Origin of the sequence: Brevibacterium permense (assembly GCF_013280495.1) — a bacterium.
GTDB classification, from domain to species: domain Bacteria; phylum Actinomycetota; class Actinomycetes; order Actinomycetales; family Brevibacteriaceae; genus Brevibacterium; species Brevibacterium permense.
The window spans coordinates 243,077-265,473 of the sequence record NZ_JABSSX010000002.1; the positions used below are offsets into that span (position 1 = coordinate 243,077).

A 22,397-nucleotide genomic window follows, 5' to 3' on the forward strand; every position below is an offset into this window, starting at 1 on the left:
AGCCCTTCCGGTGGGCTGGTCACCCTCAGATTCTAGTACCAATTCGCTTGTGACAAATTAGTTGGGTGGCAGTCGAATGACTGCCACCCACACTGAGTCTGCCGAAGCCCGTGTCCGAGGCCTTAGGGCTGAAAGCGCCTTGTCACCTCGGAAAACAGGGTGTCACTGCTTGTAGAACTCGAAGTCCGTGCCCTTGCCGAGGTCGTCGGCGAGTTCGAGCTTGAGGTGCATCCCATCGATTTCGGCCTTGGGGACACCGAAGGCCAATTCGTAAGTCTGCTCGCCGCCGGCGGGAACCGGATCGGTGAAGGCCAGAGAGCCCTTGTAGTTTCCGCCGTCGAAGACGTCGTCGTATTCCGTGCTGCCGCCGTTGTTGGCGGACAGATTCGTGAGGGTCATCTCGACATCGGAGCTCGAGTTGTTCTTCACGGTCATCGTCACGATGGCGACCTCACCGTTGGACGACTGGGCACCAGAAGCCGACGACGAGACAGTGCCCGGGCGGACATTGATCTGGGCAGTGACATCGGTGCCGATCTCGACCTCTCCGGCCTGAGCAGGTGCGGCCTGTCCTCCGTCGGAGCTGCCGGAGCCCTGGCTCGGGTCCTGGCCGGCACCCTGGCTCGGGTCGGCGGGGGCGGAGGAGCTGGCGGCATCGTCGATGGCTTTGCCGAGCATTCCGATTCCGAGGATGGTGAAGATGACGACGGCGATCGAGATGACGACGGACACAATACCGAGGATGATGCCGGTGATGTTGAGGCCCTTGTTGCTGGCGAGGCCCTTCTTGACCGCGGAGAGTCCGACGAAGCCGAAGATCACCGCTGCGATGCCGAAGAGAGCGCCGCCGCCGAAGACGAAGGCACCGAGAACGCCGACGATGCCGCCGATGAGGGCGAGGATGCCCCAGATGTTCTTCGAGGTGTTGCCGCCGCTGCCCGAGGGGTACTGGCCGTAGCCGGAGTTCGGGTTGGCCGGAATGAACTGATCGGAGGATCCGTCTGCGCCCGCGTAGGCCGGCTGCTGGCCGTACTGGTTGGCATCGTACTGCGCATTGGCGTCGTAGGGGTTCTGCCCGTACTGGTTGTCCCCGTACTGATTCTGGTCAGGCTGGCCCTGACCGTACTGGTTCTGATTGTTCGGATCCTGGCCGTACTGGTTCTGGCCGTACTGGTTCTGGCCGTACTGGTTCTGGCCATACTGGTTCTGATCGTTCGCACTGTAGTTCGGCTGGGAGCCGTACTGGGGAGCCGGCTGTCCGTACTGCTGCGAGCCGTCGTTGCCGCCCTGACCGTAGTTCGGCTGCGAACCATTGGGCTGGCTGCCCGACGATCCGTACTGCTGACCGGGCTGCTCCGCTCCGTACTGACCGGGCTGCTGACCGGCGTTCTGATCGTTGCCGTAGTTGGGCGCATTCGGCGGCTGGTTGTTCGAGTTCTGCCCGTTGGGGTTGTTGGGCGAACCGTCACCCGATCCGTACGGGTTCTGGGGGGTAGACATAGGTGCTCCGAAGTCATCGTCGTTTTATACAACACCTAGCGTACTAGCAAACCCCATTAGGACCGCATGCTGAGCACGTTTCAGTCCTGGAACACGGTGAACTAAACGAACACAATTCTGTTTCGCGGGTTCAGCCCAGCTTAGAGTGAACAGCCCTGTTTCAAACATGGGCTATTCACCCAAAAGTGAGCTATTGCGAAAGGAACGCTTCATAGACAGACGTCTGCTCGAGCGTGAATGCACGAAGCCCCGAGTGGATCACTCGGGGCTTCTTCTGTGCGCGATACTGGGATCGAACCAGTGACCTCTTCCGTGTCAGGGAAGCGCGCTACCGCTGCGCCAATCGCGCTCTATTCATTTGTTGCACCGGAACCCGAGGGTCCCTGTGCGCGATACTGGGATCGAACCAGTGACCTCTTCCGTGTGAAGGAAGCGCGCTACCGCTGCGCCAATCGCGCTGGTCAACCGACATTTCTGCCGGTCATCCGAGGTGGCGACGGGATTCGAACCCGTGTATACGGCTTTGCAGGCCGCTGCCTCGCCTCTCGGCCACGCCACCGCCAAGGCAGTGCCATGACGCCTCCGAGCGGATGACGGGACTCGAACCCGCGACCCTCACCTTGGCAAGGTGATGCTCTACCAACTGAGCCACATCCGCATTTCTCGCTGCCCGGTTTCCCTGGCATCGAGATATAACTCTATACGCAGGTGGCGGCTTACGCAAAATCAGAATCGGGTGATCGTGGTCACACGTATCGATCAAGCTTTCAGGGTCGCCATCTTATAGTGGTTGGGTGAATGCAGAGAGCCCGCAGCCCCGCCCGAAAGGCTGGTTGTCACGCCACCACCGGCAAGATCCCCGACCGTGGCGGAAACTGCGTCTGGGGTTCCTCCGCTGGCGGCGCACAGTGTTGGCCAACCCGCACACTGCAGGCCTCTACCGCACCTTCGTCGGCGGCCTCGGCACACTCATCGTGCTCGTCGGCCTCGTTCTCGTCCCGCTGCCCGGCCCCGGTTGGCTCATCGTCATCATCGGCCTGTTCATCATCTCCAGCGAGTTCCACTGGGCTCAACGGCTTCTGCACTTCGTGCGCGTGAACGTCGAACGCTGGACGCACTGGATCATGGCTCAGCGGCTGTGGGTGCGGTGGACCATCGGGGCCGCGACGGCCGCCTTCGTGGCAGTCATCGTGTGGCTCACCCTGAAACTCACCGGCCTGCCCGGTTGGGTCCCGGACCTGCGTCTCTTCGATGTGATCGGCCTGCGCTGAGAGACGAGCGACGCCCGTCCCACCTTCATCAGAGGTGCGACAGGCGTCGATGGCTTCTCGGCTCAGGACGACAGAGCGGTCAGTCGCGAGAGGCAGCGCATGTACTTCTTCTTGTACCCGCCGGCCAGCGATTCTTCAGTGAAGACCTTGTCGAGAGCGGCACCGGAGTTGATGATGTGCACATTGCGATCGTAGAGCCGGTCGACAAGCGCCACGAAGCGCAGAGCCACGCTCTCGTTGTCGATCGTGCGCACGCTCTCCCACACAGCCGCGTCGATTCCGTCGACCATCCGCCCATAGCGTGAGGGGTGAACGGTGGACAGATGGCTGAGCAGCGCGGAGAAGTCATCGCGAGCCACAACTCCGTCAAGCCGGCTCGCGGCCGAATCGAGTTCGGATTCCGGCAGCGGGTCCGCTGGAGCGGTCAGCTCACGGGCACGGTAGTCCTTGCCGTCGATGCGATAGACCTCGAACTGATCGGCCAGCGCCTGAATCTCGCGCAGGAAGTCCTGAGCGGCGAAGCGCCCCTCCCCCAGAGACCCGGGCAGAGTGTTCGATGTCGCGATGATCTTCACTCCGGCGTCGGTGAGTTCGCGCATCAGCCGGGACATGAGCACGGTGTCGCCGGGATCGTCGAGTTCGAATTCGTCGACGCAGACGAGCTTCATCTTCGACAGGTCGTCGCGAGCCCGGGCGAAGCCCAAGGCTCCGACGAGGTTCGTGTATTCGACGAAGGTGCCGAAGGTCGCCGGCTTCTCGTTGGCATGCCAGGCCGAAGCCAACAGGTGAGTCTTGCCGACACCGTAGCCGCCGTCGAGGTAGACGCCCTTGGCACCGGATCTTCCCTTTGAGAACAGCTTGCCGAAGAATCCCTTGTCGGTCGAGCGCTGTGTGAATTCCCGCAGCTTGTTCCGTGCCTCTTCCTGCGAGGGCTCCGCGGGGTCGGTGCGGTAGCTGTCGAAGGACACGTTCTCGAACTGAGGCGGCGGCACGAGACCTGCGATGAGCTCTTCGGGGGCAACCTGTGGGGATCGGTCGCTCAGTGCGACCAGAGTCTGCTCGGCATTCACTCGGCCTAGTCTAAGGCAGGCTCGAGTGCCCGATTCAACTCGGGCCCAGCAGGGTGATGCCCGTCACAGGCAGCGCATCCGCGGCGCTTCCGCCGTCCGGCCTCCGCCGTCCGTCCACCGCCCCGCCGACGCGCTGTTCGCATCACCAGCGGCGACCGACCCGGCAGATCAGTTGTTGAAGTCGAAGCCGAGGCGGCCGAGCTGTTTGGGATCGCGCTGCCAGTCCTTGGCCACCTTGACGTGCAGGTCGAGGTAGACCTTCGTGCCGAGGAGCCGCTCGATGCCCTGCCGGGATTCCGATCCGATGGTCTTGAGCCGACTTCCGCCCTTGCCGATGATGATGGCCTTCTGGCTGGGACGTTCGACGTAGAGGTTGACGTGGACGTTCCACAGCGGATTGTCCTCGCTGCGTCCTTCCCGCGGGTACATCTCCTCGACCTGCACGGCCAGGGAATGGGGCAGTTCGTCACGCACGCCTTCGAGGGCCGCTTCGCGAACGAGCTCGGCGATCATCTTCTCTTCCGGCTCATCCGTGAGGTCACCGTCGGGGTAGAGCGGAGGAGATTTCGGCAGATGCGCCGCGAGCACCGAATCGACGGTGTCGACCTGGAAGTCCTCGACCGCGGAGACGGGGACGACATCGGCGAAGTCGGCGAGCTCGCCGACAGCCAGCAGCGCCTCGGCGATCTTGTCCTTGGGCACCCGGTCGACCTTCGTCACGAGCGCGACGATCGGGGTCCGTCCGTCCAGCAGCGCCAGCTGGGAGGCGATATAGCGGTCGCCGGGACCGATCGGCTCATCGGCGGGCAGGCAGAAGCCGATGACGTCGACCTCGCCCAGCGTGGATGCCACGAGATCGTTGAGTCGGGAACCGAGCAGGGTGCGCGGTTTGTGCAGTCCGGGGGTGTCGATGAGGATGAGCTGATGGTCGTCCTTGTGGACGATTCCGCGGATCGTATGCCGGGTCGTCTGTGGTTTGGCCGAGGTGATCGCGACCTTCTCCCCCACCAGGGCGTTCGTCAGCGTCGACTTTCCCGTATTCGGGCGCCCCACGAAGCAGGCGAAGCCGGCCCGATAGTCATCGGGGTAGTCCGTGCGAAATTCCATCTCAGTCCTCTTCCTTCGTCCCCGAACCTTCGGCTGCGGCGGTCCGCTGTGCGTGTCTGCTGTTCTCGTGGGTGCGGGTGACCCGCACGTGGGTGATCCGGTGGCGTCGGCCCTGGCCCTCCATGGCTTCGATCTCGAGGCCCTCGATCGACGCATGCGAACCGTCGATGGGCACACGGTCGATGAGCTTCGAGAGCAGTCCGCCGACGCTGTTGACATCGTCTTCGTCGATGCGCACATCGAAGTATTCGGCGAAGTCGGAGATCGACATGCGGGTGCTGATGATGAACGATCCGTCTTCGGCGGCGACGAGTTCGTCATCGCCGTTGTCGTATTCGTCTTCGATCTCGCCGACGATCTCTTCGACGATGTCCTCGATGGTCACCAACCCTGCGGTGCCGCCGTATTCGTCGATGAGGATCGCCAGATGGGTCGAATCCAGCTGCATCTGCCGCAGCAGGTCATCGGCCGGCTTCGTCTCCGGGACGAACAGGACGGAGCGGGCCAGGTTGCCCACGGGGCGGTCGGCCTCCTCGGGGTGGAGGTGGAGGCGGCGGGCGACGTCCTTGAGGTAGGCGACTCCGCGGACGTCGTCGAGATCCTCCCCGCAGACGGGGATGCGGGAGAAGCCGGAGCGGAAGAACAGGTTCATCGCCTTCTGCAGACTCACGTCCGCATCGACGGTGACGAGGTCGGTGCGCGGCACCATGACCTCGTTCGCCGAGGTGTCTGAGAGGTTGAACACCGACTGGATCATCTCGCGTTCGCCGTCTTCGATGATGTCGGATTCGCTCGCCCGCTCGACGAGATCGCGCAGCTGTTCGGAGGTCACGAACGGACCGTCCTTGTACACCTTGTCCGGGGTCAACAGATTGCCGAGCACGACGAGGATGCGGGTGAGCGGTTTGAGCGCGACGAGGACGATGCGCACGACCCAGCTGAGGTTGAGACTGACGGCCAGCGATCGGCGCTTGCCGATCGTCCGCGGGGAGACTCCGGTGATGATGAAGACCGCCACCGAGGCGGTGATCACGGTGAGGAAGACCATGAGCGGTCCCACGGAGTAGTAGGAGTCATAGGCCAGGGCGATGAACACCGTGGCGAGTGCTTCGAGGAAGTTGCGGACGAAGATGATGACGTTGATGTTCGTCGGCAGGTCCGCGAGGATCGTCTCGACACGCACCGCTGAGCGCTTGCCGTCCTCCTTCGCCTCTTCGACCGCATGGTGGGAGACGTTGAGCAGCGCGGCATCCACGGCGGAGAGGGTAGCTGCGATGATGAGGCACAGTGCAGCCCCGAGGAAGAACATGAACACGATCAGACCTCGGTGGGGGTGGGAATGTCGGTGCGACCGTCGTAGCGGGCCGCGAAGAAGGTCAGCAGCAGATGCCGCTGGAGGGCGAACATCTCTTCCCGCGCTTCTGGCTCACCGTGGTCGTAGCCGAGCAGGTGGAGGAATCCGTGGACGGTCAGCAGCAGGATCTCGTCCATCGTCGAATGTCCGGCCGCCCGGGCCTGGGCCTCGGCGACCTCGGGACAGATGATGATGTCGCCCATCTGACCTTCGGTCGGCTTCTCCGGCTCGCCCTGGTGGAGCTGGTCCATGGGAAAGGACATCACATCGGTCGGTCCTTCGAGGTCCATCCAGGTGACGTGGAGTTCGGACATGGCCGCCCCGTCGACCATGGTCACAGCCAGCTCCGCACCGGGGTGCATGTGCAGGGCTTCACCGAGATATTCGGTCAGTGCCACGACTTCGTCGAGGTCCACCTCGGCGTCGGTCTCGTTGAGGATCTCGGTGTTCATTCGGCATTCCCCCACAGGTCGTAGGCTTCGACGATCTTCGTCACCAGCGAATGCCGGACGACGTCCTTGCTGCCCAGTTCGCAGAACTGCAGGTCGTCGATCCCGTCGAGGATGTCGCGGACGACCTTGAGTCCGCTGCGGGTCTTGCCCGGCAGGTCGATCTGGGAGATGTCACCGGTGACGACCATGCGTGAGCCGAAGCCGAGGCGCGTGAGGAACATCTTCATCTGCTCGGCCGTCGTGTTCTGTGCTTCGTCGAGGATGATGAACGCGTCGTTGAGAGTGCGCCCGCGCATATAGGCCAGGGGCGCGACCTCGATCGTTCCGGTCTCGATGAGCAGCGGGATCGATTCGGGGTCGACCATGTCGTGCAGGGCGTCATAGAGCGGACGCACATACGGGTCGATCTTGTCGTTGAGCGTGCCCGGCAGGTAGCCCAGGGACTCCCCGGCTTCGACGGCCGGCCGGGTGAGGATGATCCGTGAGACCTCTTTGTGCTGCAGGGCGTTGACGGCCATGGCCATCGCCAGGTAGGTCTTGCCGGTTCCGGCCGGACCGATGCCGAAGGTGATCGTGTGGTTGCGGATGGCCCTGACGTAGTCGTGCTGGCCCATCGTCTTCGGACGGATCGACTTTCCCCTGGTGGAGAGGATGTTCGTGCCCAGCACCGCCGAGGCGGCCGCTCCTTCGGAGGAGAACGTCGTGACCCTCTCGATCGTCTCTTCGTTGATGCGATGGCCGGCCGCGTGGAGTTTCTTGAGTTCCCCGATGACGCTGACGAAGTCTTCGACGCGTGACGACTCGCCGGTGACCTGGACCTGGTTGGCCCGGACATGGATGTCGAGGTCGGCGAAGGTCTTCTCCAGGGCGCGGAGGTTCGATTCTCCGGGACCGAAGAAGGCGACGAGGTCGATGGAGTCGGGGATGACCAGTCGCACGGTGTCACGATCGGCACCTTGGGTGTCCGTCACGGCGTCAACGCCTGCGGCACCGTCGCCGGAGGCGCCGGTGTCCGAGTCGGTGGGGTTCATGGAGTTCGAGTTCGGTGGGGTGATGTCCAGAATGTTCCTTTGCAAGTGAGCGCACCGTCACCGGCAGCGCCTGAGTGTGCTTCCATCCTAGTCCGATGCCTCACCAACGGCCCAATGAGATCTGGGCCAGGACGAGACCGGCGGGTCCCGCCGAGGACGAGCGCAGGATCGTTGGTCCCAGCAGCACCGGGGTTGCTCCACGGCCGGTCAGGGCGGCGAGTTCGCCGTCACTGATGCCGCCCTCAGGGCCGACGACGAAGACGAGGCGCTCCGGCGGCTGCGCCGAGCCGTTCGCGATCAGATCGCCCAGCGCTTCGGAGAGCCTGAGCTGAGCGGTCTCGTGGAGGACGAAGACCGCATCGGCGTCGTCGAGGGTCTTGGCCAGGTCGGCTCCGCGGACGAGGTCGTGAAGGATGGGAAATCGTGCACGTCTGGCCTGCAGGGAGGCCGCCCCGAGGAGGTTCTCCCATTTCGCGGCCATCTTGTCCCGCTTCTTGGCCGGCCAGTCGGCGATCGAGCGTTCGGCGGCCCAGGGAACGACGTCGTCGACGCCGATCTCCGTTGCCGTTTCGATGGCTTGGAGGTCCCGGTCGCCCTTGGCCAGGGCTTGGACGAGGACGAGGCGCGGGCCCGTGCTGTTCTCGACCGTCACCTCGGTGACGTCGATCGTCAGCTCATTCGCCGAGGCGGCCGTGACGGTTCCGCGCGCACGTGTGCCTTCTCCATCGACGATGTCGATTTCCTCGCCGGGACCGATCCGACGCACCCGCACCGCGTGCCCGGCCACGTCCTCACCGAGGGTGAGGGCGGACCCGACGACCGCCTCGGCGGCGGTGGCGGAACGGAAGACGGGAAGACTCACCGACCGGCGAACCTCTCACGCATGCGGGAGAACACTCCGCGGTTCTCGGTCGAGATCTGGGCGCGCGGTGTCTCTTCGCCGCGCAGTTCGGCGAGTTTCTCGAGCAGTTCGCGCTGTTCGTCGTCGAGTTTGTCCGGGGTGAGGACGTCGACGGTGATGAGCAGGTCGCCGCGGGTCTCCGAACGCAGGCGGGCGGCTCCGAGCCCGGGGAGTTTGACGATGGTGCCGGACTGGGTGCCGGCGGCGATGGTGAGGTCCTGAGTGCCGTCGAAGGTCTCGAACGGGATGGTCGCACCCAGGGTCGCCGCGGTCATCGGCACGGAGACTGCGGCCCGGAGGTTGTCGCCGTCGCGCTGGAAGACCTCGTGGCGGGTGACCATGACCTCGACGAAGAGGTCACCGGCGGGTCCGCCTCCGGGACCGACCTCACCCTGGCTGCTCAGCTGGATGCGGGTGCCGTCGGAGACCCCGGCGGGGATCCGGATCTTCATGGTCCGCTGTTTGCGGACGCGTCCGTCGCCCTGGCAGTTGAGGCAGGGGTTCGGGATGACGGTGCCGAAGCCGTGGCAGGAGTTGCAGGTCTGGTTCGTGACCATCTGACCCAGCAGGGTCCGGGTCATGCGCTGGACGCTGCCGGCTCCGTGGCACAGCGAGCAGGTCTCGATCTTCGTGCCTTCCTGCGTGCCGGCGCCCGAACAGGTGTCGCAGACGACTGCAGTGGTGACATCGAGGTCGACGGTGCCGCCGAAGGCCGCGGTCTTCAGGTCGATATTGACGCCGACGAGGGCATCCTTGCCGCGCTGGGTGCGCGGGATCGGGCCGCCGGCCTGACCGCCGCCACCTCCGAAGAAGGTCTCGAAGATATCGCCGAATCCGCCGAATCCGCCGCCGGCCGGGAAGCCCTGACCGTTCTCGCCGCCGCCCATATCGTAGTTGCGGCGCTTCTCCGGATCGGAGAGCACATCGTAGGCCAGCGAGATGGCTTTGAATTCGTCTTCGTGACCGGGATTCACGTCCGGGTGGTACTTGCGTGCCAGCTTCCGGTACGACGACTTGATCTCAGCCGCGGAAGCGTCTTTGGACACTCCGAGTGTTTCATAGTGATCGGCCACAGAAACTTCTCTCTCCCTGACGTAGTGGTCTTCTCTGTTCGTGGTGGTGGCTGCGCCCTTGCGCGGTGCTCACCGGTTCTGCGCTGCCCGTCTGCGGGTGCCCCTGGTCGATGTCAAGGGACCTACCCTCGATCGAGGATCGAGGACACGTATTTGGCGACGGCACGGACTGCCGAGATCGTCGTCGGATAGTCCATTCGGGTCGGACCGAGCACTGCCAGTCTGGCCGAGGAACCCGCGTCATGACCATATTCGGCGGCGACGACGGAAGTCGAGCTGAACGATTCGTGAGTATTCTCACGCCCGATGCGCACGCTGATCTCCTCGTGGTCTTCGGCCATCGAGGTGAGCAGCTTGAGCAGGACCACCTGCTCTTCGAAGGCTTCGAGGATCGGGGCCATCTTCTCTCCGAATTCGCTTCCAGAGCGGGCGAGGTTCGCGGTGCCGGCCATGATGATGCGCTCTTCACGCGTCGCGGCCACGAGGTCGACGACGGCGGCCCTGACCTGTCTGAGTCCGGTGTCGTCACGAGCGGTCGGCTCACTCGATTCGGTGGCGGTCGCCTCGGCGGCGGGAGCCGATCCGAAGACCTGCGCGAGTGTGCGTCCGGCGAATTCGGCGTTGATCTGGTCGCGCAGCCCGCGGACGGCGTCTTCGTCGAGCGCGATCGTGGTGGTCACGGTCTTCTGCTCGACCTGGCCGGCGTCGGTGATGAGGACGACGAGAACCCGGCCTGGTCCGAGCCCGACGATCTCGATGTGCTTGATGCGCGCCCGCGACACCGTCGGGTATTGGATGAGCGCGACCTGCCGGGTCAGGCCGGAGAGGACGCGGACGGTGCGGTCGAGCATCTCGTCGAGGTCGACGTCACCATCGATGAGTTGGAAGATCGCGCGCCGCTCGGCGGTGGTCAGCGGTTTGAACTCATCGATCCGGTCGACGAACATCCGGTAGCCGAGGTCGGTGGGGATCCGTCCGGCAGAGGTGTGGGGCTGGGCGATATAGCCCTCTTGTTCGAGAGCGGCCATATCGTTGCGGATCGTGGCGGGAGAGACGCCGAGGGTGTGGCGCTGGACGATCGCTTTCGAACCCACGGGTTCGTTAGTGGCGACGAAGTCCTCGACGATGGCGCGCAGCACCTGTGCACGTCTGCTGTCATTCATCGCGGATCTCCTCTCCATCTCGCCGATCCATCGCGGTCCCGCCCCTGCGCTTGGCACTCTGTGAGCTTGAGTGCCAATTCTACGCTTCTCGTTCCCGGAATTCATTTCAGGGGTGGCCTGCGGGTCTGCACGCCTGCGGGACCGTCCTTGATTATGGTGGGTGCCCGTGAATGCTTTTGATCGCTATGGTCCCGATGTGCTCTCCGGTTCCTCCCCGTCGTCGCACCGTCCGAAGAAGTCCCGCCAGGTCGAACTCGGCCTGGGCATGGTTCTCGAGGATGCGATGAGCGGCTATGTCGGCGCTGTCGTCGGCGCGGAGAAGACCACGGCCGGTCTCGTCGTCAAGCTCGAGGATCGTGCCGGCAAGGTCCGGGCCTTTCCTCTGGGACCGGGTTTCCTCCTCGAAGGGCAGCCCGTCGATGTGCAGCTGCCGAAGAAGAAGGCACAGCAGCCCGGACGGACGGCCTCGGGGTCTCGCGCCGTGGTCGGCGCGAAGGCTCGAGTGGCTCGTGGGTCCCGGATCTGGGTCGAGGGCAAGCACGACGCCGAACTCGTCGAGAAGATCTGGGGCGATGACCTGCGCATCGAGGGCGTCGTCGTCGAGCCCCTGGGCGGTCTCGATGATGTTGCCGACAAGCTCGAGGCCTTCGGTCCGGATCGGGACCATCGAGTCGGTGTCCTCGCCGACCATCTGGTGAGCGGGACGAAGGAATCGAAGATCGCCGAGGCGGTCCGGTACGATCCGCGGTACCGCGATGTCGTCCACATCATCGGTCACCCGTACGTCGATATCTGGCAGGCGGTGAAGCCCCATGTCGTCGGCATCCGCGAATGGCCAGTCGTCCCCCGCGGTGAGGACTGGAAGACGGGGATCCTCCGTCGCATCGGGTGGCCGCACGCCGACCATCGGGACGTTGCCCGCGGGTGGGTGCGCATCCTCGGGAAGGTGAGCACCATCGCCGATGTCGAACCGACGCTGTCGGGTCGCGTCGAGGAGCTCATCGACTTCGTCACCGTCGGTTGAGACTCGTCGGTGGTGCGGCGCGGTGGACCGTGGTGGTCACGCGGAGCTGTCGACGTGTGCCGAATCTGTCACAGGAGTGAGGCTTTCCCGACATCCTCGGGGCACGCCGCTCCATTAGGGTGAATGGCAAGCACTCTTCGAAAGGATCCCCATGTCGTATCACCCCGAGCAGCCGGGCAGCCGGCCGATGCCGCCGAACTACTCTCAGGCCTCCGGTTCGCAGCAGCCCTACGCGCCGCAGGGCCAGCAGTATTCTCAGCCGTGGACGCACAGCGGTCAGACGGGCTCCGGTGGGCAGTCGGGGTATGGTTCGCAGCAGGCGTACGGCGCCCGGCCGGGATACAGCTCTCAGCCGAACTACGGGGGCCAGCCGGGATATGGCGCGCAGCCGGGCTACGGTATGCCGCAGATGCACAACCCGGCGATGTTCGACTCCCGCTCCCTGCCTGAGCAGGCCTACGGACCCGGCTCCGAGCAGTTCTGGATGGCCCACGAACCCGACCGGCCCACGGCAATGTGGACTCACCTCGGCTCGCTCATCTTCGGCTTCATGCCGCTCATCATGTTTCTCGTGAAGAAGGACGAATCGCCGTTCGTCCGGGAGCATTCGCGTCAGGGTCTCAACGCGATGATCACGAACACGATCGTCACCTTCGGAGCCTTCATGATCTTCATGTTCCTCGGTTTCATGCTGGCACTGGTGACATTCGGGATCGGCATGATCATCATGTATGCGGCGGTCATCGTCCCGCTCGTCTACTGCGTCTTCTACATCATCGCGGCCGTCGCCGCGAACAAGGGCGAGGGCTATAAGTTCCCGCTCACCATCAATTTCGTGAAGTGACCATTCCCGCTCACCCCGGATTCTCCGTGGCGCCCGGACTCCCTGGGTCAGCCCGGACTCTCTGGGTTAGTGTGGAGTGATCGCACACTCTGAAGGGACTCTCATGTCGGACAACCCGCAGCAGCCGAACAACGGACAGTCACAGCCGATGCCTCCGAACTATTCCCCGCAGTCGGGCTCGCAGCAGCTGTATACCCAGCAGCCGCAGCAGGGTTCGCAGCCGCAGCAGAGTGGTCCGGCCCAGTACGGCTCTCAGCAGCACAATCCTCAGCAGTCGTATGGTTCGCAGCCGGGCTACGGTTCACAACAGGCGGGTGGCGCCCAGCAGCCGTACGGGTCTCAGCATGCCTACAGCGCTCCGCAGGGACACTCTCAGCCCGGATACGGTTTCCAGGGCGCATCCTCGGCGCAGTCGGCTGCCGCCGGCGTGCCTATGGGGGCCGAACTGCCGGACGCCGCCTTTGGGCCGACCTCAGCCGGCTTCTGGAACGCCGATCAGAGCGAGCGGACGACCGCACTGTGGTCGCACCTCGCTCACGCCGCCACCTACGTCGTCGGTGTCGGCTGGATCGTCACGCTCATCCTCTTCATCATCAATAAGGACAAGTCGCCGTTCCTCCGCCACCATGGCGCACAGTCGCTGAATCTGCTGATCATCGGTGTCATCGCCGCGTTCGGCATCGGGCTGATCGGCGGAATCCTCACGATCGTCGGCATCGGCTTCCTCATCCTCCTGCTCCTGCCGGTGCTCTCGATCTACATGATCGTCATCGAGATCATCGCCGGCATGGCAGCCAACCGCGGTGAGGGCTACCGCATTCCGATGACGCCGAACTGGATCAAGTGATCTGACGCGCAGCGACAGCCTCTCCCCGTCAGATGCGCTGAGCATCTCGCCCCGCCATTCGTTCCCAAATGGCGAGGCGAGACACTTTCACACGTATTCGGTGAGGATGCGCACCATATAGTCGGCCATGAGACGTCCCTGCAGAGTCGGCTGGAACCAACCGTCCTCCGCACCGTCGGCGTCGAGCATCCCCTGCTTGACGAAAGTCCTGATCGCCTGTTCGCTGCCTGGAGCCAGAGAATCGAGGCGCAGCTCGCGGTCGATCCTGGCCGCCAGCATGATCCGTTCGATCTCCCGAGTCTGAACGTCGAGGACCTCACGACCGATCGACGGGGACTCCCCCGCCAGCAGCCGATCAGCCCAGGCCCGGGGGTGCTTGGCATTCCAGAACCGGACTCCCCCGACATGGGAATGTGCACCGGGTCCGAAGCCCCACCAGTCGGCATTGCGCCAATAGGCCATATTGTGCTCACAGCGGGTCTCGGTGCTGGTCGACCAATTGCTCACTTCGTACCAGTGCAGACCGGCAGCGGAGATCGCTGAGTCCGCGATCTCGTATTTGTCGGCCAAATCGTCTTCATCGGGCATCGGCAGTTCGCCGCGGCGAACCATCGCGCCCATCTTCGTTCCCGGTTCGACGATGAGGGAATATGCCGAGATGTGATCGACCTCGTTGGACAGGGCCACGTCGAGAGAGCGACGCCAATCGTCGATCGACTCCCCCGGAGTTCCGTAGATGAGGTCGAGGCTGAGCTCGAGGTCGGCGTCCTTGACCCAACGGGCCACCTCGGGGATCTTCTCCGGATCGTGGGTGCGGTCCAAGGTCGCAAGCACGTGCGGCACGGCCGACTGCATACCCATGGAGATGCGGTTGAAACCGGCTCCGGCAAGGGTCGCGATGTAGGCGGGATCCAAGGTGTCGGGGTTGGCTTCGGTGGTGACTTCGACGTTCTCCGCCAGGCGGAAGCGGGCACGGACATCGTCCATCACCCCGGCGAGCACATCCGCTGCGAGCAAGGTCGGAGTGCCTCCGCCGAAGAAGATCGTCGAGACCTCACGGTCGCCGGCCCCCACCTCGGCGAGGGTGGACACGGACAGATCGAGCTCACGGGCGAGATTGCTGCGGTAGTCCTCGCGGGACGCTCCCGGGCCGAGGTCGTCGGCGGTATAGGTGTTGAAGTCACAGTAGCCGCAGCGGACCCGGCAGTACGGGACGTGAATGTAGAGGCTCAGCCCCCGCTCGGCGGCCCCGATCCCCACCGATGTCGGCAGCGAACCGTCGCGCGGAGGGACCTCACCGGTCGGTTGTGCGGGCACTTACTTCTTACTGTCCTTCGTTTCCGGCTCATCGGAGGACAAGGCCGCGATGAACGCTTCCTGCGGAACCTCGACGGTGCCGACCATCTTCATCCGCTTCTTGCCTTCCTTCTGCTTCTCGAGCAGTTTGCGCTTACGGCTGATGTCGCCGCCGTAGCACTTCGAAAGGACGTCCTTGCGGATGGCGCGGATGGTCTCGCGGGCGATGATGCGCGAGCCGATGGCCGCCTGGATGGGCACCTCGAACTGCTGGCGCGGGATGAGCTTGCGCAGCTTCCCGGCCATCGCCACACCGTAGGAGTAGGCGTTGTCGCGGTGGACGATCGCGGAGAATGCATCGACCTGGTCGCCGTGCAGCAGGATGTCGACCTTGACGAGGTCGGAGGCGTCCTGGCCGTCATCGGAGTAGTCGAGGGAGGCGTAGCCCTTGGTCCGGGACTTCAGCTGATCGAAGAAGTCGAAGACGATCTCCGCCAACGGCAGGCGATAGCGGATCTCCACACGGTCCGAGGACAGATAGTCCATGCCCTGGAGTTTCCCGCGGCGATCCTGGCACAGTTCCATGACCGCGCCGATGTAGTCGCTGGGGGTGAGGATGGTGGCCTGCACCATCGGTTCGCGGACTTCCTTGATCTTGCCCGTCGGGTACTCGCTCGGGTTCGTCACCACGGTCTCCGAACCGTCTTCCATGGTCACGTCGTAGATCACGGACGGGGCGGTGGAGATGAGGTCGAGATCGAACTCCCGTTCCAAGCGGTCGCGCAGGACTTCGAGGTGGAGGAGCCCGAGGAATCCGCAGCGGAAGCCGAAGCCCAGCGCCGTCGAGGTCTCGGGCTCGTAGGCGAGAGAGGCGTCGTTGAGTTTGAGTTTGTCGAGAGCGTCGCGCAGCACCGGGTAATCGGATCCGTCGATCGGGAAGAGTCCGGAGAACACCATCGGTTTGGGTTCGCGGTAGCCGCCGAGTGCGTCTGTTGCAGGTGTCGCGGCCGAGGTGACAGTGTCGCCGACCTTCGACAGCCGCACGTCCTTGACACCGGTGATGAGGTAGCCGACCTCGCCGACCCCCAGTCCCTTCGTGGCCTTGGGTTCGGGCATGGAGGCGCCGATCTCCAGCAGCTCATGAGTGGTGCCGGTCGACATCATCTGGATCTTCTCGCGTGGGGACAGAGAGCCGTCGATGACCCGGACATAAGTGACCACACCACGGTAGGTGTCGTAGACGGAGTCGAAGATCATCGCTCGGGCCGGGGCATCGGCATCGCCGACGGGCGCGGGGATATCGGTGATGATGCGGTCGAGGACCTCCTCGACGCCTTCGCCCGTTTTGCCGGACACGAGCAGGCAGTCCTCGGGTTCGCAGCCGATGAGGTTGGCGAGCTCTTCCGCATATTTCTCCGGCTGTGCGGCCGGCAGGTCGATCTTGTTGAGCACCGGAATGATCGTCAGATCGTTCTCCATGGCCAGGTACAGGTTGGCAAGCGTCTGGGCTTCGATGCCCTGAGCGGAGTCGACGAGCAGCAGTGCACCTTCGCAGGCGGCCAAGGACCGCGACACCTCGTAGCTGAAGTCGACGTGCCCGGGAGTGTCGATCATGTTGAGCGCGTACGGGGTGTCCTCGTGTTCCCACGGCATCCGCACGGCCTGGGATTTGATTGTGATTCCGCGTTCGCGTTCGATGTCCATCCGGTCGAGGTACTGGGCGCGCATATCGCGGTTCTCGACGACACCGGTCATCTGGAGCATGCGGTCGGCCAGGGTCGACTTGCCGTGGTCGATATGAGCGATGATGCAGAAATTGCGAATCAGCTCGGGTGAGGTGGCAGACGGTGAGATCCGCTTTGCAGCTTCCTTATTCACCTGAGGTGACATGAACGCCCTTTCTTTGACAGACCAGGTCCCCAGACAGACCGGATCCCCCATTGTTTCATGACTTGCGCGCGGACCTGGAATTTACGGTCGTGTGCGGGCTGGTCGGACGCGTCTTTCGCGATTCGACCGCGCCGAGAGGTGCCGACCCCTGCACCGAATGCCGCCGATCGGGGAAGATGGAGTCATGAGCGAATTCCGGGTCATGAGCTTCAACCTCCGCTATCCCGCGATGGACGGTCATCCGGTGGCCGAGCGGCTGCCCATTGCCGCCGAACTCATCCGGCGTGCACGTCCGCACCTCATCGGCACCCAGGAGGGTGAACTCGACCAGCTCGAGACGCTCATCAGCCTGCTGCCCGAGGAGTACATCTGGCTCGGAGAGGGCCACTCCGGTGGCAACTCCGGCGAGTTCACAGCCGTGATCCTCGATTCGAAGCGCTTCGATGTGGAAACCGTGGACATCAGCTGGCTGTCCGAACAGCCCGACACCGTGGCCTCGGAATCGTGGGGAGTCTCGCATGCGCGCACCCTGACGACGGTCGATGTCCGTGACCTCGCATCCGACCGGCGGCTGCGTGTGCTCAACACCCACCTCGATCACAAGTCCGAGCGCGCCCGTCTCGAGTCCGGTCGGATCATGGCCGAGACCATCGCCGAGGCGGCCCATCCCTGCGTGGTCACCGGTGACTTCAACGTCGCCACCGGCTCCCCGGTCTACAACTTCTTCTGCACCGAGCTCGGCCTCACCGACACCGCAGCCGAGGTCCCCGGTGAGGACATCGGCACCTTCCACCGCTACAAGGGGCCGAAGGCAGGCGAGCCGCGCATCGACTGGATCCTCACAAGCCCGGGCCTGCGCACACTGTCCACGCGCATCGACACGTTCGAGGTCGACGGGAAGTACCCTTCCGACCATTTCCCCGTCGAGGCGGTCCTCGAATTCTCGTGACCGTGACTGCTCGTTCGCCGGACCGTGACGGCACACAGTTCTTTGCAGCCTGTGACAGCCGGCTCGTTTAGGCTGGACATATGAATTGGAGATCACTGGTCAATCGGGCCGCGAGAATCGGTGTCCGCGAAGGGCTGCGCTATCTGCGCCAATCGCAGTCGAAGAAGAACTCCGGAGGCGCATCGCAGCCGACGGATGGCAGCCGGCCGAATCCGGCACGGTCCGGCGGTGGAGGTGCCACCTCGGCGGGTTCTGCCGATCGTTCCGACTCGGGCGGCCAGGGCGGATCCGGTGCGTATCCCGGCGATTACACTGGCTCAATCACGGTCAGCTACTCCCCCGACTTCGACGGCGACGCCGATCCGGGCGAAGTCGTCTGGGGGTGAGTCCCCTTCGAGGAGGACCACTCGCAGGGCAAGGATCGACCGTCTCTCGTCGTCGGACGTGACGGCAGCTGGGTGCTCGCGCTCATGCTCACCAGCAAAGATCACATCCCCGGCGGCGTCGGCGAGGTCCGAGAGGATCGGCACGCGAAGTGGATGAACATCGGCACCGGGGACTGGGATTCGCAGGGGCGGCCCTCGGAGCTCCGCCTCGATCGCATCGTCCGGCTCGATCCCGATTCGATCCGCAGGGAAGGCGCGATCCTGCCCCGCGACGTCTTCGACCGGGTGGCCGAGCACATCTCCGGCTGAGATCCGGCCGCCCGGCCGAGCGAAGCTTTCATCTTCCCTGCGCAGCCGGGCCCCACAGGGATTTCCAGCCCGGGACCAGAGTCTGTATCATAGGTGATTGTGTCTTCATCAAGGCGTGTGTCTCGCCGAGGTCGGGTGAAGATGCCGTCGGATTCGATGTCGTCGATGTGTTTCCCCGCGGAGATGATCATGTCGGTTCGATGCGCCCTCACGACCATGTACCACTAACACGAAAGAGTGTTGAAATTGGCTAATATCAAGTCCCAGATCAAGCGGATCAAGACCAACGAGAAGGCTCGTCAGCGCAACAAGGCTGTCCGGTCCGAGGTTCGGTCCTACGTCCGCGTCGTTCGCGAGAACATTGCTGCCGGCAACAAGGAAGGGGCACAGCAGGCTTATGCTGTGGCTGCCCGCAAGCTCGACAAGGCTGTTTCGAAGGGTGTTCTGCACAAGAACAACGCTGCGAACCGCAAGTCGCGCCTGGCCACGCAGATCAACGCTCTCTGAGCGCACGACTGAGGCTATAGCTTCACGGGGTCCGAACCACACGGTTCGGACCCCGTTCTCTTCCCCTATTACTACCTGACGGCGGCCCAGCAACCGCGCGCGGGGTTGCTGGGCCGCCGTCAGGTAGTAATTAGCGGGTTTTGGCTAGGCGGGCGACTTCTGAGACGAACCATTCAACGGCGTAGACGGGGTCGCGTCCCCCGCCCTTGACAGCCGCATCGGCCTCGGCTGCGGCGATGAGCGACTGGCCGAGCGCCACCTCATTCCACCGCCTCACCTCACGGCGGGCCCGATCGACCTGCCACGGAGCCATCTTCAACTCGGAAGCCAGCTCGCCGCTGGTGCCTGAGAAACCCTGCACCTTCGCCATGCCGCGCAGCTTCATCGCGACTGCCGCTACCAGCGGGACCGGGTCGGACCCCGTCGACAGCGCATGCCTGAGCAGGCTGAGTGCGTTCTTCGCATCTCCGACCACTGCCGCATCGGCGACCTTGAAGCCGGTGGCTTCGACACGGCCGCCATAGTACTGGTCGACGACCTCGGCGGTGATCGTGCCCTCGGTGTCTTCGATGAGCTGGTCGACTCCGGCATTGAGTTCGGCGAGGTCGGAGCCCAGCGCCGACATGAGCGCGGCCATTCCCGCTTCGTCGATGCGCCGCTTCGCGGACTTGAACCGAGTCTGCGCGAACTTCGCCCGGTCGCTTTCGTTCTTCAGCACCGCCGCGTCGATGCGGGGAAAGCCGGCGGAGTCGAGTTTCTTGATGAGCTTCGCTCCCCGATTGCCGCCGGCGTGCAGCAGCACCACGACGGCGTCATCGTTCGGAGCGTCCAGATAGTCGAGCGCGTCACCCAGGAAGTCTTCCGAACACTTCTCGACCGCATCGACGATGATGAGCTTCGAGGACGAGAACAGAGACGGTGAAGCCGCCATCGCCAACTCGCCGGCCTGGTAACCGGCAGCGTCGAATTCGATCTCTTCGGGATCCTGTTTCCGTGCGGCCGACACGATGCGGTCCTTGGCCATGCGCACGAGCACCGATTCGCCACCGGATATCATGACGACAGGGGCGGGTTTCGCCGAGCTCCACGGGATCAGGGTCTTCTTCACTGCCATGGACCCCAGCCTATCGCGGCTGCCCGACATGACCGGCATGGCGGACCGACACCCGCCATCTCATCCCTTGTCCTCCGGACACCTGTGCCCCGTGCTGAATCGACTCTGCGCGTAGAGCGCAACCGAACCGCAGTGATCGGTGCGCAGCACTGGCACGGGACCGAAGGAGCGCAGCGACTTCTCACTCGGATGCCCGTAGCTGTTCTCCCCCACCGAGACGACGCCGAGGCCGGGAGCCGCGACCGCGAAAAACTCGGGAGCCAGATCGGAGGAACCATGGTGCGGTGCGACGAGCACATCCACCGGCCGCACCTGTTGAGCGAGCACATACTGCTCCTCGGCTCCGACGTCGCCGGGCAGGAGAGTGCTCAGACCCTCCTGTTCGACCCGCACCACCAGGGAGTCTTCGTTGCGCAGCTGCTCGTCCTCTGCCGCAGGTACCGAGCGCAGGGGCGGCCACAGCACCTCCACGCTCGCTGCCTCGAAGCTCAGCGTCTGACCACGGTGGGTGGGAACCAGCTCGGCACTGGTGTCAGCGATCACGCGCCTGGCCTCGGGCGAGGTCACGACGTTCGCGGAGACGAACAGCCGGTCAACCGTGCGCCCCCACGTCGTGCCCGCGTAGCCGGCGAAATGGTCGGCGTCGAAGTGGGAGATGAGCAGATCGAATTCCTCGACCCCGGATTCGTCGAGGCAGTTGTCGATGGGTTTCGCCTCACGCCCAGTGTCGACGACGAGACCCCGACCATCACCGAGGTTGATGATGGCAGCCGAACCCTGACCGACATCGCAGACGAGCACCAGCCAATCCGCTGCAGGCGGCTTCGCCCGCACAGTGACGATCACGGCGGCCATGAGCAGGCAGCACAGGACGAGGACGGGCAGACCCCAGAGGCGACGACGTACGAGCATCCACGTACCGGCCACGGCGAGGCCGAGCAGACCGAGCGCCAGCAGCGTTCCGAGCGGCGGCACCGGCCAGTCCAGTGCCGCTCCCGGCAGTGCGGCGCAGACTCGGGCGGCGAGGACGATCCACCAGGCCGGGAAGGACCCGATCCACGCCAGCAAGGCAGAGGCGAAGTCGGCTCCGGGCAGCCCAGTCGTCGCCATGCCGGTGGCCACGAGGCTGAGGAAGCCCGCCACCGTCGCCGGCATGACCGCCGGCGCGGCCGCGGCGTTGGCAGCCACCGACCACAGTCCGATGCGCGGGTCGATCGCCACGAGCACCGGGGTGCACGCGAGCTGGGCGACGAAGGGCACGATGAGCGCGGTCACGAGCACCGTGGGCAGCAAAGGCAGGTGCACGGCGAGACGGCGCAGCAGGATCGGGACGACGAACATGATCGCGGCCGTAGAGACCACGGACAGGACGAACCCCACCGAGGTGGCCAACACCGGCACGAAGGCGAGCAGCAGGCTCGCGGTCGAGCACATGACCGCGACCGGGGAGATCCCGCCGCCGCGCAGGAACACGAGTGCCGCCGCAATCGCCATGCCGGCGGCTCGGATGGCGCTGGGTTCGAACCCGACGATGAAGACGTAGCCGAGGCAGGTGAGCACTCCGATGCTCACGCGCAGCCGTGGGCCGGCTCGGCAGGCTCCGGCGAGCAGTCCGGCACCGAGGCTGACGATCGTGACGTTGCTGCCCGACACGGCCGAGACGTGGGTGAGGGAGACGACCCGCATATCGTCGATCATCCGGTCGTCCTGAGGCGAGGTGTCACCGACGACGAGCCCAGGCAGCAGCCGTCCGCCGTCGTTGCCGGCGGCGAGAGAATCGACGCGGAGTTCGGTGCGCAGCTGCTCACGCCACTGCCACAGTCGGTTCGGTTCTTCGAGCACCTGTGGTTCCGTCTCGGTCGAGCGGATATCGTCGAGGCGCTGAGTGCGCATCCGCACAGTCGCTCCGTCGGCAGCGATTTCGGGACTGAGCACGTGAGTGAAACCGGTGGAGGTGAGCAGGGTCAGTCGCGTCCAACCGGACGCTCCGGGTTCGCTGTGGCCGACGACGATCCCCGTGGTCTCGGCCTCCTCATCCGGTCCGTGGGCGGCGGCCAGGGCGGTGATCTGGATCGTCAGCAGACATGTGAAGACGAGAACCCCGACACCGAGGTGGTGGTGCCGACGCAGGATCACGATCCCGAGGACTCCGAGCACGGGAACGCCGAAGAGCACCCACGGCTCCGGTGACAGGAGAGCGCTGGCCCAGAGGCCGGCAGCACAGCAGAGGAGACGGACGGAGCCCGGCCACAGCGCCGCCCGCTCCCGCACCCAGGCAACCGCGGACGCGCACCCATGTCGCAGAGCAA

General features: G+C 64.5%; 20 protein-coding genes, 4 tRNA genes and 1 pseudogene. 8 read left to right on the top strand and 17 right to left on the bottom strand.

Annotated features, from left to right (window positions below; genetic code table 11):
- Positions 1-162 precede the first annotated feature (162 nt).
- The 5 genes from HK353_RS03965 to HK353_RS03985 all read right to left on the bottom strand — a co-directional run bounded on the left by HK353_RS03965 (position 163) and on the right by HK353_RS03985 (position 2,158).
- A complete protein-coding gene (locus HK353_RS03965; RefSeq protein WP_173152659.1) occupies positions 163-1,500 on the bottom strand; it encodes a DUF4190 domain-containing protein in 1,338 nt (445 codons plus the stop codon).
- Positions 1,501-1,777: 277 nt separating this feature from the next.
- Positions 1,778-1,849 (bottom strand) — tRNA-Val (locus tag HK353_RS03970).
- 37 nt (positions 1,850-1,886) lie between these two features.
- Positions 1,887-1,958: transfer RNA gene (locus HK353_RS03975), tRNA-Val, on the bottom strand.
- Positions 1,959-1,988: 30 nt separating this feature from the next.
- A tRNA-Cys gene (locus tag HK353_RS03980) sits at positions 1,989-2,059 on the bottom strand.
- Between the two features lie 26 nt (positions 2,060-2,085).
- A tRNA-Gly gene (locus tag HK353_RS03985) sits at positions 2,086-2,158 on the bottom strand.
- Between the two features lie 136 nt (positions 2,159-2,294).
- Between HK353_RS03985 and HK353_RS03990 the strand changes: the two genes are divergently transcribed.
- Positions 2,295-2,771: a TIGR02611 family protein gene (locus tag HK353_RS03990; RefSeq protein ID WP_342589808.1), complete on the top strand. Its 477-nt coding sequence runs from the start codon at positions 2,295-2,297 to the stop codon at positions 2,769-2,771.
- A 62-nt stretch (positions 2,772-2,833) separates the two neighbouring features.
- On the opposite strand, the gene zapE is transcribed toward HK353_RS03990, so the two are convergent.
- From zapE to hrcA, 8 genes are all read right to left on the bottom strand, one after another.
- A complete protein-coding gene (zapE, locus tag HK353_RS03995; RefSeq protein WP_173152673.1) occupies positions 2,834-3,841 on the bottom strand; it encodes a cell division protein ZapE in 1,008 nt (335 codons plus the stop codon).
- Positions 3,842-4,009: 168 nt separating this feature from the next.
- A complete protein-coding gene (era, locus tag HK353_RS04000; RefSeq protein ID WP_172169757.1) occupies positions 4,010-4,948 on the bottom strand; it encodes a GTPase Era in 939 nt (312 codons plus the stop codon).
- A 1-nt stretch (position 4,949) separates the two neighbouring features.
- Positions 4,950-6,257 carry a hemolysin family protein gene (locus HK353_RS04005; RefSeq protein WP_217278267.1) on the bottom strand — a complete coding sequence of 436 codons (1,308 nt, stop codon included), beginning with the start codon at positions 6,255-6,257 and terminating at the stop codon, positions 4,950-4,952.
- Positions 6,258-6,265: 8 nt separating this feature from the next.
- The gene (gene ybeY / locus HK353_RS04010; protein WP_101547201.1) at positions 6,266-6,754 is read right to left on the bottom strand and encodes an rRNA maturation RNase YbeY; all 489 of its coding nucleotides are present in this window, start codon (positions 6,752-6,754) and stop codon (positions 6,266-6,268) included.
- On the bottom strand, positions 6,751-7,785 hold the full coding sequence (locus HK353_RS04015) for a PhoH family protein (RefSeq protein ID WP_173152679.1): 1,035 nt from the start codon (positions 7,783-7,785) through the stop codon (positions 6,751-6,753). Before HK353_RS04015 ends, ybeY begins: the two co-directional genes overlap by 4 nt.
- 100 nt (positions 7,786-7,885) lie before the next feature.
- Positions 7,886-8,647: a 16S rRNA (uracil(1498)-N(3))-methyltransferase gene (locus HK353_RS04020; RefSeq protein ID WP_173152682.1), complete on the bottom strand. Its 762-nt coding sequence runs from the start codon at positions 8,645-8,647 to the stop codon at positions 7,886-7,888.
- Positions 8,644-9,759, bottom strand: coding sequence for a molecular chaperone DnaJ (dnaJ, locus tag HK353_RS04025; protein ID WP_173152685.1), 1,116 nt, complete (start codon positions 9,757-9,759; stop codon positions 8,644-8,646). The genes HK353_RS04020 and dnaJ overlap by 4 nt, the downstream gene beginning before the upstream one ends.
- A gap of 122 nt (positions 9,760-9,881) precedes the next feature.
- The gene (gene hrcA, locus HK353_RS04030) at positions 9,882-10,922 is read right to left on the bottom strand and encodes a heat-inducible transcriptional repressor HrcA (protein WP_173152688.1); all 1,041 of its coding nucleotides are present in this window, start codon (positions 10,920-10,922) and stop codon (positions 9,882-9,884) included.
- A gap of 160 nt (positions 10,923-11,082) precedes the next feature.
- Between hrcA and HK353_RS04035 the strand changes: the two genes are divergently transcribed.
- From HK353_RS04035 to HK353_RS04045, 3 genes are all read left to right on the top strand, one after another.
- A complete protein-coding gene (locus HK353_RS04035; RefSeq protein WP_173152691.1) occupies positions 11,083-11,946 on the top strand; it encodes a DUF3097 family protein in 864 nt (287 codons plus the stop codon).
- A gap of 151 nt (positions 11,947-12,097) precedes the next feature.
- Positions 12,098-12,790 carry a DUF4870 domain-containing protein gene (locus HK353_RS04040; protein ID WP_173152694.1) on the top strand — a complete coding sequence of 231 codons (693 nt, stop codon included), beginning with the start codon at positions 12,098-12,100 and terminating at the stop codon, positions 12,788-12,790.
- 103 nt (positions 12,791-12,893) lie between these two features.
- The gene (locus HK353_RS04045) at positions 12,894-13,637 is read left to right on the top strand and encodes a DUF4870 domain-containing protein (RefSeq protein ID WP_173152698.1); all 744 of its coding nucleotides are present in this window, start codon (positions 12,894-12,896) and stop codon (positions 13,635-13,637) included.
- Positions 13,638-13,724: 87 nt separating this feature from the next.
- On the opposite strand, the gene hemW is transcribed toward HK353_RS04045, so the two are convergent.
- Both hemW and lepA read right to left on the bottom strand, forming a co-directional pair.
- On the bottom strand, positions 13,725-14,954 hold the full coding sequence (hemW, locus tag HK353_RS04050; protein ID WP_173152701.1) for a radical SAM family heme chaperone HemW: 1,230 nt from the start codon (positions 14,952-14,954) through the stop codon (positions 13,725-13,727).
- Entirely contained in the window at positions 14,955-16,823 is a 1,869-nt protein-coding gene (gene lepA, locus HK353_RS04055; RefSeq protein ID WP_245395764.1) for a translation elongation factor 4, read from the bottom strand. It lies immediately after the preceding gene.
- A 184-nt stretch (positions 16,824-17,007) separates the two neighbouring features.
- Here lepA and HK353_RS04060 point away from each other — a divergent pair, with 184 nt between their 5' ends.
- The 4 genes and pseudogenes from HK353_RS04060 to rpsT all read left to right on the top strand — a co-directional run bounded on the left by HK353_RS04060 (position 17,008) and on the right by rpsT (position 18,974).
- Entirely contained in the window at positions 17,008-17,772 is a 765-nt protein-coding gene (locus HK353_RS04060; protein ID WP_173152704.1) for an endonuclease/exonuclease/phosphatase family protein, read from the top strand.
- An 80-nt stretch (positions 17,773-17,852) separates the two neighbouring features.
- Positions 17,853-18,158, top strand: coding sequence for a hypothetical protein (locus HK353_RS17400; RefSeq protein ID WP_342589810.1), 306 nt, complete (start codon positions 17,853-17,855; stop codon positions 18,156-18,158).
- Positions 18,159-18,182: 24 nt separating this feature from the next.
- A pseudogene (locus HK353_RS17405) lies at positions 18,183-18,467 on the top strand (type II toxin-antitoxin system PemK/MazF family toxin); the annotation flags it as partial.
- A 246-nt stretch (positions 18,468-18,713) separates the two neighbouring features.
- On the top strand, positions 18,714-18,974 hold the full coding sequence (gene rpsT, locus HK353_RS04070) for a 30S ribosomal protein S20 (protein ID WP_173152707.1): 261 nt from the start codon (positions 18,714-18,716) through the stop codon (positions 18,972-18,974).
- Positions 18,975-19,104: 130 nt separating this feature from the next.
- Here rpsT and holA read toward each other — a convergent pair whose 3' ends face one another.
- Both holA and HK353_RS04080 read right to left on the bottom strand, forming a co-directional pair.
- Positions 19,105-20,088: a DNA polymerase III subunit delta gene (gene holA / locus HK353_RS04075; protein ID WP_173152709.1), complete on the bottom strand. Its 984-nt coding sequence runs from the start codon at positions 20,086-20,088 to the stop codon at positions 19,105-19,107.
- A 60-nt stretch (positions 20,089-20,148) separates the two neighbouring features.
- Positions 20,149-22,359 carry a ComEC/Rec2 family competence protein gene (locus tag HK353_RS04080; RefSeq protein ID WP_173152712.1) on the bottom strand — a complete coding sequence of 737 codons (2,211 nt, stop codon included), beginning with the start codon at positions 22,357-22,359 and terminating at the stop codon, positions 20,149-20,151.
- Positions 22,360-22,397 lie beyond the last annotated feature (38 nt).

Bases quoted from the DNA above. Each gene is read 5' to 3' on its own strand.
- HK353_RS03965 (WP_173152659.1), bottom strand. From the start codon at position 1,500: ATGTCTACCCCCCAGAACCCGTACGGATCGGGTGACGGTTCGCCCAAC.
- era (WP_172169757.1), bottom strand. From the start codon at position 4,948: ATGGAATTTCGCACGGACTACCCCGATGACTATCGGGCCGGCTTCGCC.
- HK353_RS04005 (WP_217278267.1), bottom strand. From the start codon at position 6,257: ATGTTCTTCCTCGGGGCTGCACTGTGCCTCATCATCGCAGCTACCCTC.
- ybeY (WP_101547201.1), bottom strand. From the start codon at position 6,754: ATGAACACCGAGATCCTCAACGAGACCGACGCCGAGGTGGACCTCGAC.
- HK353_RS04015 (WP_173152679.1), bottom strand. From the start codon at position 7,785: ATGAACCCCACCGACTCGGACACCGGCGCCTCCGGCGACGGTGCCGCA.
- hrcA (WP_173152688.1), bottom strand. From the start codon at position 10,922: ATGAATGACAGCAGACGTGCACAGGTGCTGCGCGCCATCGTCGAGGAC.
- HK353_RS04040 (WP_173152694.1), top strand. From the start codon at position 12,098: ATGTCGTATCACCCCGAGCAGCCGGGCAGCCGGCCGATGCCGCCGAAC.
- HK353_RS04045 (WP_173152698.1), top strand. From the start codon at position 12,894: ATGTCGGACAACCCGCAGCAGCCGAACAACGGACAGTCACAGCCGATG.
- lepA (WP_245395764.1), bottom strand. From the start codon at position 16,823: ATGTCACCTCAGGTGAATAAGGAAGCTGCAAAGCGGATCTCACCGTCT.
- HK353_RS04060 (WP_173152704.1), top strand. From the start codon at position 17,008: ATGAGCGAATTCCGGGTCATGAGCTTCAACCTCCGCTATCCCGCGATG.
- HK353_RS17400 (WP_342589810.1), top strand. From the start codon at position 17,853: ATGAATTGGAGATCACTGGTCAATCGGGCCGCGAGAATCGGTGTCCGC.
- holA (WP_173152709.1), bottom strand. From the start codon at position 20,088: ATGGCAGTGAAGAAGACCCTGATCCCGTGGAGCTCGGCGAAACCCGCC.